Origin of the sequence: Microbulbifer variabilis ATCC 700307, assembly GCF_000380565.1 — a bacterium.
GTDB lineage: Bacteria > Pseudomonadota > Gammaproteobacteria > Pseudomonadales > Cellvibrionaceae > Microbulbifer > Microbulbifer variabilis.
The window spans coordinates 48,728-61,903 of the sequence record NZ_AQYJ01000022.1 but is presented as its reverse complement, the minus strand read 5'-3'; the positions used below and the strand labels follow the sequence as shown (position 1 = coordinate 61,903).

The window sequence follows — 13,176 nt, the reverse complement described above, 5'->3', positions numbered from 1 at the left end:
CGAATAACTAGGCGGAAATACTATGCAGCACCGCGATAATGCCAAGGAAGATATAGCACCAATCGAGCCAGCCAATTTTACCTTTGGCGGTGAGGAGGCTCATTCTCCCAAGGCAACCAACACCAATAAGGGAAAACCTAAAAAAGAAAGGTTTTATGGACCCATAGTAATTGGTGCAGCCATGCTCAGCGGTCTCATTGGCGTCTTTTGGGGGCTTCCCCAGGTGGTGGAAAAACCTCCGTTACGTAGCCTGCAAATAAGCTCCCCCCCAACTAATAACATCTCGGAAAATGTTGCCCAAGCATCTCCTTATACAGATGCCGAAATTATGCAGCAACGCCGGGAAGTCCAGAAAATTCTGCAGGATATTCTCGCCCTCAAGGAAGAATTAAAGGAGCGAAAAGTAGAGCTATGGGCATATGAAGAATTCTATGCGGCAGAAGATCTGGCCCTCAAGGCCGACAGCCTCTACCGCAAACGACAATTTATGCCCGCTTTGGAGAAATATCAGGAATCATTGCAGGCACTAGAAGTATTACGTGACGGTATACCCGAGCGTATTGAAATACACCTTGCTGAAGGCGAAAGAGCGCTAGAAAGTGGGGATCTGGATTCTGCAACAGAAGCTTTCAAACTTACCCTTATAATTTCCGAGAAGCACCCCAGGGGATTAAGAGGATTAGAGCGCACCGATAAGCTTCCGCTGGCTTGGTGGAAATTCACAGAAGGGAAAAGTGCCTATCTGGATTCAGACTTAGATCTTGCCAAGAAATCTTTAAAGGAATCTCTTTCTTCTGATCCACAAACAAAGCCTGCAAAAAAATTATTGGCAAAAGTAGAACAGGAAATCACCGAACGCGACTACAAAAATGCCATGTCCGCAGGGTATGCCGCTATTGCTGATAAAAAATTTGACTCAGCAAAGAAACACTTCAACCAAGCCAGTAAGTTGAAGCCTGAAGCCAAGGCCCCAGGTATAGGCCTTAAGCAGGCAAAAAATGGGGCCGAGCAGGCCAAGATCGAAGAACTTCTCACTCACGCGCGCGACCAGGAAAAGCAGGAAAACTGGCACAAAGCCCTGCAGAGTTACACTACCTTAGTAAAAAAAGACGCTAGTTTAGTGGCTGCTGTGACAGGGAAAGCCCGCGCCACGGCCAGGGCTCAACTGGATGATCAAATGCAGGATCTCCTTAAAGATCCTCTGACTTTAGGCGAAGGAAAGCGTAATCATTTTGCCAGAAAAGTACTCAGTGATGCGCGGAAACTCAATAGCCAAACACCACGTTTGGCACAACAGATCGAAGATCTTGAAGATGCACTCACTAAAGCACTAATCCCCATGCCCGTACGTTTTAAGTCCGACCGTAGTACCAGTGTCACGATTTATCATGTGGGAAGGCTGGGCTATTTTGATCAGCGAGAAATTGCCTTAAAGCCCGGCCGTTATACAGCCATCGGTACCCGAGACGGCTATCGGGATGTGCGTCGGGAGTTTATCGTCAAGCCAGGGAAACCTGTCACAGAAGTTGTCATACAATGTGCGGAAAAAATTAACGGCGCTAATAACAGCTAATTACAAGAACCTCTATTGCCTCGAAAAATCAAAAAAACAGGTCTTTTCGCAGTGGGGCCGTGCCTGATTTAGAGCGCCTGATTTAAATTCAGGATATGAAGAGTTCCGCGACAAACCTCTCACCATGCCACATAGCCATGGTATCGGCGAGCTAAGCTTTGTTGCACACAGCACCCCTGCTTCGGTTTTGCCAACCTGGCCCTAACAAGGCCTATCCAGCGACACCGAAGTCATTGCGATAACTCCATAACGATGTGGCAATAGGGAAGCATAAATGACAGTGAAAGAGGCAGTACCTGTCCAGGATGAGAAACCCGCAATCGATGAATCCCCCCTCATCGAACCAATTGGTTTCACTCCAGTACAGCCAAAATCCACTCGTGCTCGGTTATTTTTCTCCAAGCGCGCCTTGATTGTTGCGGCCTGCTTACTCTTAAGCGCGTTGGCGCTATATTATTTAGTTATCGCCCGCTCCCTAATTTTCGATACACAGCCCGTCCATGCAAAAATCAGTATCAGTGGCTTTGCAATTCCCCTCGGCAATGGCCACCTCGTATTACCTGGAAACTACAGCTACACAATTAAAGCTGAGGGCTATCTAGCCAAAAGTGGCGAAGTAGAAGTCAGCCGGGAAGGCCATAGTCGCCACTCGGTTACCCTTGAAAAACTTCCGGGCCATCTACAAATCGAAACGGATCCCCCAGTACCTGTAAAAGTTCTGATGAATGGTCGTGAAGTTCCAAATGAAAATGGTCTGGTGAAAAATGTCTCTACGGGGTCCATGCGGATAACAGTTTTATCTGACCGCTATCTGCCTTTTACCCGCGAGGTTAATATCGAGGGGCTCGATAAAACCTACCGCCTTGAAGCCAAACTACGTCCAGCCTGGGCCAGTATCCGAATCAACAGCAATCCGCAAGGCGCTACAGTAACCGTGGGCGGCAAGGTACTTGGAACTACGCCACTTAACGCAGAGTTAATCCAGGGAGATAGAGTTATCTCTATCTCCCTTGCCGAGCATAAGACGGTTGATATCCCTGTCGCTGTTACCGCTGGAGTAGACCAGGCACTAGCCACAGTAACCCTCGGGCCAGCTGACGGGCTATTGCGTGTCGTTACCACTCCTGAGGGCGCGAGTGTAACCGTGGATGGGGAGTTTCGAGGTCATACCCCACTGGAGCTCGAGCTCACATCAGGGGAAATCCATCGCCTGCGTTTTTTTAAGGACGGTTATGCCTCCGTAGAACACACCATCGACCTCGCTGCAGGTATGCAGCGCGACTTGAATATTAACCTGAATGCAGTGTATGGCAGGGTTCGTGTCTCCAGTGTGCCACCAGATGCAGAAGTCTATATTGATGGGCAATTTGCGGGGAATTCCGGACAGACTTTCAACCTACCCGCAAGAACTCACCGTATTGAAGTGCGCAAGCGAGGCTATGAAACATTTGATACCCGCGTGATTCCCAGTGCCAGACTGGAGCAAACTGTGCGTGCAGTTTTATTAACCAAGGAGCAGGCTCGCTGGCAACAAGTTCCACCAGAGCTTCGCCATGGCGCAGGCGGCACCATGAAATTAATGCGCCCCAACGCTGTATTCACTATGGGCTCATCCCGACGCGAGCAAGGGCGTCGCGCAAATGAAGTTATGCGGCAGGTCGCTCTAAACCGCCCCTTTTATATAGGCACCACAGAGGTCACCAACCGGGAATACCGAAGATTTAAACCCTCACATACCTCAAGCCATGTAAACGGTGTGAGCTTAGATAACGACAACCTTCCCGTAGTCAATGTCAGTTGGGCCGATGCTGTTCTCTTTTGCAATTGGCTCAGCCAACGGGATGGGCTGACTCCTGTATACCTGACAGAACGCGGTCGGGTTGTCGGCTTTGATTCCGCCGCAAATGGATATCGTTTACCAACTGAAGCTGAATGGGCATGGCTAGCCCGTTACGACCGCGGTGTTATGCGCAAATATCCTTGGGGGAATGACCTGCCCATTGGTAATAACTCAGGTAATTATGCCGACAGTCATGCTGCCAAACTAATTCCCACTGTACTGCGCACCTATAGTGATCGCTATGCAGCGACTGCACCTGTAGCCAGCTATAACCCAAACCCGTTGGGAATTTATGACCTTGGAGGCAATGTATCTGAATGGATACACGATCTCTATACCATTGGCACAGGTCTTTCATCCCGCCAGGAGGAAAATCCAGTGGGCCCACAGGATGGTGACTACCATGTTATTCGTGGCTCCAGCTGGCGTCACTCAGGGCTGACGGAGTTGCGTTTGTCTTATCGCGACTATGGAGAGGCCCCAAGAAACGATATCGGCTTCAGAGTGGCGCGCTGGGTCAAATAGGAGAGAGCTATGCCTAAATTTATTTTTATTTTCATCCTCCTGTTACCTTCCTTTTTAATTGCACAGGAAAAGCAGGAAAAAGAAGGGGAGACCCTCACTCAGGTCGCGCAAAAAAAATCGGATGAAAAGAAGTCAAAAAGTAGTAAAAGCAGTTCCGATGATTACAAAGCTTCCGAAGAAATTTCTGAGGATCTATCCGTTTCCTATCCAGTAGATATATAGAGAAAAGTTGCCAAGAGCACCATCATGAAATTCAAATCATCAGATTTCATTTTCCAGATATTTGCGCTGTTGGGCTCAGTTATCCTGGTACATGCCATTTATGTAGCCATTATCCGTCCAAACGCTGATGCATTAATTGAGGAGCAGCTGGCTCGTGAGGCGGCGGGAGAAACCTACGTGCAACAGCGCTCCATCTATATTGTGATGCGAGACTATGAGCAGGAGGCCTGTTTTGTACTAATGCTCTGGGCCATGGCAATAATGGGTTTGAAAGCCCAGCGAAGTATGCGAGAACGGAAGCTGCTCAACAGAGCACTTCTCAATGTCAGTGAAGGCACGCCTATTTTACCAGAAGATACTCGCGACCTGTCTCGACCGATTCAGGCACTCCCTGAGGAGGAGCGTAGTTATCTGGTACCCAGAGCTATTCTCACCGCCCTGCAGCGATTTGGTTCAACCCGTAATGTGGCTGCAGTTTCCAACTCTATAAAAGAGGTTTGTGAAACCGAGGGAGACCGCCTTGACTCAGAGCTGGCAATGGTTCGCTATATCACCTGGGCAATCCCCTCTATTGGTTTTATTGGTACGGTGCGTGGCATCGGTGAAGCTCTAGCACAAGCGCACAAAGCTGTGGAGGGTGATATTGCCGGGGTGACCGTGAGCCTCGGTGTCGCCTTCAATTCAACTTTTATCGCTCTGGTAATCAGTATTGTCATTATGTTTTTTACGCACCAGTTGCAATTGATGCAAGAGAGGCTGGTACTCGATACGCAGAACTACTGTGACAACCGTCTTTTGCGATTCCTGAAAATTAGTTAACCGACACAGGTTGTCAACATATCGGTTATTGGCCGCGAGGAAGCCCCCATGGGACAAGGTATCCTTGAAATCAATGATTATGGTCTAAGGGTTTTTATTGGAACTACGGAAGTTCTAGAAAGCCCTGGTATAGCGGTAATTGAACCCCGACAGATCCATATAGGTACTGCAGCACAAATGCGTGCACGCAACCACCCAACCCAAGTTAATAATCAGTTCTGGCGCAGGCTCAGCCTGGAATCACTGAAATCTGAAAACCAGAGCTGTCGTCATCATGCCGATTTGGCCTACTGCCATTTACAAGAAATTTCTGAGCATTGCGATCTTCCAGAGGAACTTGTACTCGCAGTGCCAGGAAACTTCACTCGAGAGCAGCTGGCCTTGTTGCTGGGTATTATCAAAGAAAGCAGTATAAATGTTGTGGGCCTTATTGACTCTGCCACTGCAAATATTGGCCATATTGCTCCTTCCGGATTGCAATTGCATGTAGAACTACAACTACACCAAACCCTGGTCTCCCGTATCAATGTTGATCAAGAGGCTGTCGTCAAGTCCGCTGAAACAGTAGCCGATGCTGGACAGTATCATTTCCAGGAGGCTTGGGCACGGGTTTTTACCGACGCTTTTGTCATGCAGTGTCGCTTTGACCCACTCCACTCCGCAGAGTCTGAACAGCAGCTATACGACCTGATGCCACAGTGGGTAAGTCGCGCCATGCGCCAGGGAGAAGTTCTGGCAGAGCTGGATGATCGCACCGCAAAAATCACTCTGCGTCAGCTACAGGATGCCACTGCGCCTATACTCTCCCGCGTACGGGCGATGATTGAAAACCTCTCAGAGAATAACAGTGTCAGCTTTATATCTCACCGCTGGGCGGAGATTCCCGGAGGTGTTCAGCTGGCACAGCACATGTACCTTCTCTCCAGAGACAGTATCGCGCAATCCATCAATAATCGTTGGCAGGAACTGCGAAGCCAGGACTCGGCTCTGCGCTTGATAAACAGTATCAGCGCAACACCGGAGAGCGAAATTACCATACGCCTCGAAGCGCCATCTGAAGCAGCGGCAACGCATCTCCTGTTCGGCCATCGTGCCCTAGCTGCGCATCAGCCACTCTTTGTTTTTTGGCATGAAGATAAGTTTCAAATAACTCCCACTCCCCCAAAACACCCTGCAGCAACAGTCACTAATCACGCAGGTCGCCTGGCTCTACGTGTGGATGCGGGAACCCGTCTAATGCTGAATGGCGAGGAGGTGTCTGCTCCGGTCAATCTAAATGCAGGAGACCAAATTGGTATTGCCAATCAACCGGATGTGATAACGGCAATTAGCGTGGAACGCCATGAGACGTAAGCAGCGTCGTTTTTCCACCTTCAGTTTATCCTTCCTAGACATCATGTCTTGTGGCTTCGGCGCCGTGGCACTGATTTTTTTAATCATCAAACACGGCTCAGACCACGAAATAGAGGTGGAAACAGAAGACTTGAGCGCCGAAGTAAACCTGCTCCAAGAAGAGGTTGAATTCGGTCAAGAGCACTTGGTCCAGGCACGTAATACCTTAGATATCGTCAGCGATGAGTTGGCTGAGGCCCAAGGGCTCGCCCGCCGTATACTGGATCAAATTGAAGAGGTAAAAGGTAATATCGCTGAAATCGACAGCATTGACGAACAAGAGGATATTAAAAGGCTTCAGGATAAGCTTAAAAAGCTGGAACAGGCCAAGAAAAATCTCGAGGAGGAAAATAAGAAGTTAGGCAACAATGTGCGCAAATATACCGGTGATGGTGATCGCCAATACCTGACCGGGCTACGCCTGGGAGGCAACAGAATCCTGGTCCTGCTGGACTCTTCCGCTTCTATGCTCGGCGATGAACTGATCAAAATCATACGCGCTCGAAATATGTCGTCACGAGTGAAACGACAAACTGAAAAGTGGCGTAGGGCTATCAACACAGTCTCTTGGTTAACCGCACAGCTGCCTCCAGACAGCCAGTACCAGATCTATACTTTTAATACCTCTTTTCGCGCCGCCATTGCCGGTACGGAAGATCGCTGGCTCAATGTGGATGATCGCGACCAGTTGGACCAGGCAATTAAAGGACTGAATGAAATAGTACCTGAAAACGGTACCAGCCTGGAAAGGGTGTTCAACGCCATTCATGCTATGACTCCACTACCGGATAACATTATTCTCATCACAGATGGGCTACCTACCCAGGGAATTAAATCGCCCAGGGGCTCCACAATTTCTGGTAGAGAAAGGCGCAACCTGTTCAAGCGCGCCGTCAAGGTACTTCCTAAAAATGTCCCCGTGAATATTATCCTGACTCCTATGGAAGGCGACCCATTTGCTGCCAGCGAGTTTTGGAAGTTGGCAATGGAAACCCAAGGCTCTTTTCTCGCACCATCGAGGGACTGGCCATGACAGTTTCACGAAAGAAAAGACGCCAAGAAGAGTTCAGTATTTCCTTTCTCGACGTAATCTGCTGTGGTTTCGGAGCCATTGTCTTGCTCTTGATGATCGCTAAAACTGCCGAACCCATAGTTCTAGAGGAGGCAGAAGTCGACCTGGAAGCCCAGGTAATGGAACTGCAACAGCAGTTGGCAGAAATCCGTGGGGAGACCACAGTCCTCAATCGAGACCTCAATGCTAAACGAGAACAAATTGATATTGAACACAAGCGAATTGCCAATCTTCGTGGAGAGTTAGTAGCTCTGCAGGCCGTCTATGCCAGTAAAACCGAAGGGCAAAGTGAAGAGGGGAAATTAAAAGGGGAACTTACCGTCGCATTACAGACACTGACTGAAGAAATGCGTCGCTTACTGGGTGAAAACTATCAACGTAAAAACAATGTTATTGGCGGTATTCCTGTAGACAGCGAATACATTCTCTTCATCATCGATACCTCCGGAAGTATGTTCAATTACGGCTGGGACCGCATGATGGCAGAAATGGTTAATACTCTGGATCTCTATCCCAATGTTAAGGGCATTCAGGTGATGAATGACATGGGCGATTACATGTTTTTCAATTACCGCAACAAGTGGATTCCCGATACACCCGGGCGTCGCCAGGCTATTCTTAATCGTTTAAAAACCTGGAACCCCTTTAGCAACTCCAGTCCGGTGGAAGGTATACAAAAAGCAGTTCGTAGCTTTTACGATCCCGACAAGAAAATCAGTATCTATGTCCTGGGCGATGAATTTACTGGTAAATCTATCCGTAATGTGATGCTAGCGGTCGATCGGGTGAACGCAAAGCATGGAGAAGGAAAGCGCAATATCCGCATTCATGCTGTGGGATTTCCCATCCAGTTTTCCCGCCCTCCCCATTTGCAAACCACTGGCCTGCGATTTGCAGCCCTTATGCGTGAACTCACCTATCGCAATGGTGGCACTTTTGTAGGACTAAACGATTTTCGCTAGCTGATTGATTCCAGGAGCAATTCATGAAGTACAGGATAAAGGCGGCTTTGCCACTCCACTTTACCGCGGTGGTGTTGTTTTCACTACTGGTTGCGGCCTGCTCTCATACTGTGCGGGTGGAGGGGAAGTATCCATCACCTGTGGGTGAACAGCTCCCCCTCTCTGTAGGCATTTACCTCAGTGACGATTTTAGAAATTACATTTACGAGGAAGATAGCGAAGATCGTGAGGAATGGAAGATTAATACTGGCCGGGCACAAAAAAACCTGTTCGAGACAGTACTCGGTTCCATGTTTACCAATACAGTTTCCCTTTCCGAGTACCCACAAAAAGTACCCGATAATGTCGAGTTGGTAATAGTTCCCGAAGTCAGGGAGCTGCAATTCACCATGCCACGGGAAACCAGAGTTAATATTTTTGAAGTGTGGATCAAATATGACATGAATGCTTATGATCCCCGTGGGCAACAGGTAGCCAGCTGGGTAATTACTGCCTACGGAAAAACACCTACAGCCTTCCTGAAGTCCCAGGAGCAGGCTCTAACCCAGGCAATCAACATTGCCCTGCGTGACGCAGGGGCAACGCTCTACACCGGCTTCGAAAAAGTACCTGAGTTACAGGCATTTCTCTCTGGGAAATTAAGGTCTGCTTCATTGCAGGAGTTCAAAGTGAAATCCAGCAAGGCTGAATAGAGGATTTTTGTTGTGTTCAAGCCATTCATTATTTTCGCACTGATTTTCCTGACCGGTTGTACCACTGTTGTTATTGACGAATACCGGCGTAGCGATGGAGAGCTAAGAGCAGGCGACTCCGTAGTTATTCTCGGGCGCCGTCACTCCAGCGATTATGAGACAGAACCAGATCTTATTGCCTGTGTCGGCAGAGAGCTCCACAACCCGGAGATGGGTGTAAACATCATTCCAGAGAAAGAATTTGTCGACATTATGTACCCCTGGTTTGAACCCCGCACAGCTCCCATGCATGTGCGTTCTCTGGACCGTCTAATGGAAAATGAAGGCGTGCGTGAGCGCATGGAAAACTACGGGGTTAAGTACATAGTATGGATTGATGGATCCACTGAAACGACGGCAAGTGCTGGGTCTATTAGCTGCACCATCAGTACCGGCGGCGCCGGCTGTTTCGGGTTTGGTACCTGGGATAAGGAATCCGACTATGAGGCCTCTGTTTGGGATTTCCGCGATCGGGAATTATCAGGCAAACTGAGTGCTGATGCCAAAGGCACCTCTTATATGCCTGCGATTGTCATCCCAATCCCCTTGATTGCCAGGGTACAGAATAATGCCTGTAAAGGTATGGCGGCCCAGCTACAACAGTTCCTGGTTCCAGCTAGTGGTACAAGCTCTTAGACAATAAATAGACAAGGAGGCAGGGGGTAATGAAAACCATTAATCGGTGGCTCGCCAGTGCGCTGGTAGCAGTGGGGGCAGGGTGTGCATTCAACCCTGCCACAAAAAGCCCAGACTTGGTGTTAATGTCTGAAGGCAAGGAAATCTCTATTGGCAAAGAGATGCATGAGAAGCTGATAGAAAGTACTCCTATTTACCAGGATCCGATTCTCACAGCCTACGTCAGTCATGTCGGGCAAAAAGTGGCTGCTGCCAGTGATCGGCCTGATCTCAAGTACCATTTCACCATCATCGACAGCCAGGACATCAATGCCTTCGCCCTTCCTGGCGGTTATGTCTATATCAATCGCGGCCTACTCACCTATTTACATTCAGAGGCAGAAATGGCCGCCGTACTAGCCCATGAAATCGGGCACATTACTGCGCGACACGCTGTTCGGCAAAAAACTGCAGCCACTGGTGCCAGCGTCGCATCGGTTTTATCGGTTCTAGTAACCGGTAGCGGCGTGGTTGGCGATGTAGCCAATTTATACAGTACAGCAGCGGTAAAGGGTTATGGCCGGGAAATGGAGTTGGAAGCAGACCGATTCGGTGCGCAATATATGTTTAATGCGGGCTATGATCCACAGGCAATGATAAATGTTATCGGGCTATTAAAAGACCAGGAGACCTTTGCCAGAAGACGTGCCCGTATTGAGGGTAAAAAACCCCAAACCTATCATGGTGTTTTTTCTACTCATCCTCGTAATGATCTTCGCCTGCAGGAAGTAGTAAAAGCAGCGGGTACCCTACCTGAAGATAATAAAGAAACCAAAGTGGCCTATTATCGGGAGAAGACAGATGGTCTGGTGTACGGGGATAACTCCCGGCAATCCAATAAAAATCGATTTAATCATAAACGCCTGGGCTTCTCTCTCCTCTTCCCAGATGGCTGGACGGTGGCAAACCAGCGGTCTTCAATTGTAGGATCCGCCCCAGATAGCTCCGCCACAATTACTATCAAGGTAGCGAAACGCGATGGTAACCAACCTGCAGATATGGCCTTGCGTGAGGAATATGACTTACGAAAACTGGAGCAAGGGGAAAAATTACAACAATATCAGCTTGTGGGTCACACAGGAAAATTTCCCAACCTTGAAAAAGAGGCGCCCGATCCCGACAGAGTTGCAGTTATCTACTATGGAAGCCGGCAATTTATGTTGGAGGGCAAGGTAACCAACTCTGGCTCTCAGGATAAAGAGGCCCTGGAAAAATATGACACTATGTTCCTAACTAGTATCCGTAGTTTCCGGCCCCTACGTAAAACAGATATTGTGGAGAAAGATATTCGCCGGTTGCGCTACGTAAAAGCAAATGAAAAAACTACTTTTTCCTCTCTGGCTAAACATATGGAAATTGGTGAATATGCCGAAGAGCAATTAAGACTTTTAAATGGTTACTACCCTCGCGGTGAACCTCAACCTGGTGAATGGATTAAGATAGTGCGGTAACGCATTGTGACTGCTTCATCCACATTAATTTCTTGGCAACAGTATCTCTTTTCTGTAAAGCTTTTATTTGCCTACTTTATGAAGGGTGATTTGTTTTTTCATAAGCTTGAACATTGGGCCCTGATTTCAAAGCTTACCTGAGTCATTTTGAAAGAACCCCCTAAAGTCCGGTGTGGCCATTCAGGCTAGTTACCGATAGATGACAATAAACATAATAATAGGAGTCGACTATGAACGGCATGATGATGGAATCTCAGCTCACACTTACCGCTGTTATACGCCGCGCCCTGTGTAATTCACCGGATAGTGAAGTCATTTCGGTTACTCTGGATAACCCCCTCCACCGCTACAGCTATAAGCAGGCTTTTGCTCGTGCTGCGCAGCTCGCCCAAGTATTATGTATGCTCGGAGCAAATAGAGGTGACCGCATCGGCACACTCGCTTGGAATGACCACCGGCACTTTGAACTCTATTACGCAACATCCTGCAGCGGCTTGGTCTGCCACACGATTAACCCCCGGCTTTTCCCTGAGCAGATTCACTATATTATTGAGCACGCCGAAGATCGCTGGCTATTTATTGATCCTTTATTTGTGCCACTCATCGAATCATTGGAGGATAAGCTCAGCACCGTGGAGGGTGTAATTGTCTTAACAGACAGGGCACATATGCCCGATAGTAAATTAGCCAATTACTATTGCTATGAAGACCTACTAGTCAACCAGCCCAGCTGCTTCCAATGGCCAGATTTACGTGAGGAGAGTGCGGCAGCTCTTTGCTACACATCTGGAACCACCGGTAATCCAAAAGGCGTACTCTATTCCCACCGCGCAATGGCACTGCACACCTATGGTGTGTTAATGCCAGATGCATTTGCTATTCGCCGCGACGAAGCCATTCTCCCGGTTGTCCCCATGTTCCATGTCAATGCCTGGTCTATTCCCTACGCAGCACCAGCAGTCGGCGCCAAACTCGTTTTACCTGGGCCCAGTATGGGTTGTGGAGAGACACTTAGTAAACTGATAAGACAGGAATCAGTAACGATTGCCGCCGGCGTCCCAACTGTTTGGCTGGCACTGCTGAAGTACCTACGCAATAGCAAAGAGACCCTTCCGAGCCTCAACCGCGTAGTAGTGGGTGGCTCCGCCTGTCCCTGGAGCATTATGGAAGAATTTGAACAGCAGCATGGTGTCTATACCCACCATGCCTGGGGCATGACCGAGATGAGCCCACTCGGTACCTATAACGCCCGAATCGCTCCCTCTATTGCACCTAAAGAAGCCAAAAAACTACGACTCAAGCAGGGACGAGCAGGGTTTGGAGTAGAAATGCGTATTGTCGGCCCTCAAGAAAACCTCCTCCCTCACAATGGGACTGCCTTTGGCGCCTTACAAGTGCGCGGTCCCTGGATTTGTGAGCGCTACTTTAAGTCCGAAGAGTCTGCTCTAACCACCGACGGTTGGTTTGACACAGGCGATGTTGCCACTATCGACTCTCTTGGATACCTGACAATTACCGACCGCACTAAGGATGTTATTAAATCTGGTGGTGAATGGATCTCCTCAATAGAGCTGGAAAACTTCGCTATGACACTAGAGGGTGTAGCAGAGGCGGCAGTTATCGGCGTGACTCATGAAAAATGGGCAGAGCGTCCCCTATTGCTCGTGGTTCTCGAAACAGGTGTCAAACTAAAACCCGATAAAATTCTCAGTACTTTCCAGGGGCAGTTTGCCAAATGGTGGATTCCCGATGACTGTATAATTATCGATGAATTACCACTCACAGCTACTGGAAAAATTAGTAAAAAGGATCTGCGTCAGAAATTTTCAGAACACTTATGGCCTCAAGAGATAACCGTATAAAATCCAGAAGTAAAATGTTTAGTAAATTTTGCATTCAGACAGATATGAAGAA

At 48.5% G+C, this 13,176-nt stretch carries 11 protein-coding genes; all 11 read left to right on the top strand.

What is annotated here, in order from left to right; all coding sequences use genetic code 11:
• The first annotated feature begins 22 nt into the window (after positions 1 to 22).
• The 11 genes from G367_RS0104420 to G367_RS0104370 all read left to right on the top strand — a co-directional run bounded on the left by G367_RS0104420 (position 23) and on the right by G367_RS0104370 (position 13,124).
• The gene (locus G367_RS0104420) at positions 23 to 1,573 is read left to right on the top strand and encodes a tetratricopeptide repeat protein (RefSeq protein WP_020411897.1); all 1,551 of its coding nucleotides are present in this window, start codon (positions 23 to 25) and stop codon (positions 1,571 to 1,573) included.
• 274 nt (positions 1,574 to 1,847) lie between these two features.
• Entirely contained in the window at positions 1,848 to 3,938 is a 2,091-nt protein-coding gene (locus G367_RS0104415; protein WP_020411896.1) for a PEGA domain-containing protein, read from the top strand.
• A gap of 9 nt (positions 3,939 to 3,947) precedes the next feature.
• The gene (locus tag G367_RS0104410) at positions 3,948 to 4,160 is read left to right on the top strand and encodes a hypothetical protein (RefSeq protein ID WP_020411895.1); all 213 of its coding nucleotides are present in this window, start codon (positions 3,948 to 3,950) and stop codon (positions 4,158 to 4,160) included.
• Between the two features lie 24 nt (positions 4,161 to 4,184).
• The gene (locus G367_RS0104405; protein WP_020411894.1) at positions 4,185 to 4,979 is read left to right on the top strand and encodes a MotA/TolQ/ExbB proton channel family protein; all 795 of its coding nucleotides are present in this window, start codon (positions 4,185 to 4,187) and stop codon (positions 4,977 to 4,979) included.
• Between the two features lie 48 nt (positions 4,980 to 5,027).
• Positions 5,028 to 6,332, top strand: a complete 1,305-nt coding sequence (locus G367_RS0104400) for a hypothetical protein (RefSeq protein WP_020411893.1) — start codon at positions 5,028 to 5,030, stop codon at positions 6,330 to 6,332.
• Positions 6,322 to 7,404, top strand: coding sequence for a vWA domain-containing protein (locus tag G367_RS0104395; protein WP_020411892.1), 1,083 nt, complete (start codon positions 6,322 to 6,324; stop codon positions 7,402 to 7,404). The genes G367_RS0104400 and G367_RS0104395 overlap by 11 nt, the downstream gene beginning before the upstream one ends.
• Entirely contained in the window at positions 7,401 to 8,405 is a 1,005-nt protein-coding gene (locus G367_RS0104390; RefSeq protein WP_020411891.1) for a VWA domain-containing protein, read from the top strand. Before G367_RS0104395 ends, G367_RS0104390 begins: the two co-directional genes overlap by 4 nt.
• Before the next feature lie 23 nt (positions 8,406 to 8,428).
• Positions 8,429 to 9,097, top strand: a complete 669-nt coding sequence (locus G367_RS0104385) for a hypothetical protein (protein ID WP_020411890.1) — start codon at positions 8,429 to 8,431, stop codon at positions 9,095 to 9,097.
• A gap of 12 nt (positions 9,098 to 9,109) precedes the next feature.
• Positions 9,110 to 9,772, top strand: a complete 663-nt coding sequence (locus G367_RS0104380) for a hypothetical protein (protein WP_020411889.1) — start codon at positions 9,110 to 9,112, stop codon at positions 9,770 to 9,772.
• A gap of 29 nt (positions 9,773 to 9,801) precedes the next feature.
• The gene (locus G367_RS0104375; protein WP_020411888.1) at positions 9,802 to 11,262 is read left to right on the top strand and encodes a M48 family metalloprotease; all 1,461 of its coding nucleotides are present in this window, start codon (positions 9,802 to 9,804) and stop codon (positions 11,260 to 11,262) included.
• A 230-nt stretch (positions 11,263 to 11,492) separates the two neighbouring features.
• Complete coding sequence (locus G367_RS0104370) at positions 11,493 to 13,124, top strand: long-chain fatty acid--CoA ligase (protein WP_020411887.1); 1,632 nt, start codon at positions 11,493 to 11,495, stop codon at positions 13,122 to 13,124.
• Positions 13,125 to 13,176: the final 52 nt, after the last annotated feature.

Bases quoted from the DNA above. Each gene is read 5' to 3' on its own strand.
- G367_RS0104420 (WP_020411897.1), top strand. From the start codon at position 23: ATGCAGCACCGCGATAATGCCAAGGAAGATATAGCACCAATCGAGCCA.
- G367_RS0104415 (WP_020411896.1), top strand. From the start codon at position 1,848: ATGACAGTGAAAGAGGCAGTACCTGTCCAGGATGAGAAACCCGCAATC.
- G367_RS0104410 (WP_020411895.1), top strand. From the start codon at position 3,948: ATGCCTAAATTTATTTTTATTTTCATCCTCCTGTTACCTTCCTTTTTA.
- G367_RS0104405 (WP_020411894.1), top strand. From the start codon at position 4,185: ATGAAATTCAAATCATCAGATTTCATTTTCCAGATATTTGCGCTGTTG.
- G367_RS0104400 (WP_020411893.1), top strand. From the start codon at position 5,028: ATGGGACAAGGTATCCTTGAAATCAATGATTATGGTCTAAGGGTTTTT.
- G367_RS0104395 (WP_020411892.1), top strand. From the start codon at position 6,322: ATGAGACGTAAGCAGCGTCGTTTTTCCACCTTCAGTTTATCCTTCCTA.
- G367_RS0104390 (WP_020411891.1), top strand. From the start codon at position 7,401: ATGACAGTTTCACGAAAGAAAAGACGCCAAGAAGAGTTCAGTATTTCC.
- G367_RS0104385 (WP_020411890.1), top strand. From the start codon at position 8,429: ATGAAGTACAGGATAAAGGCGGCTTTGCCACTCCACTTTACCGCGGTG.
- G367_RS0104375 (WP_020411888.1), top strand. From the start codon at position 9,802: ATGAAAACCATTAATCGGTGGCTCGCCAGTGCGCTGGTAGCAGTGGGG.
- G367_RS0104370 (WP_020411887.1), top strand. From the start codon at position 11,493: ATGAACGGCATGATGATGGAATCTCAGCTCACACTTACCGCTGTTATA.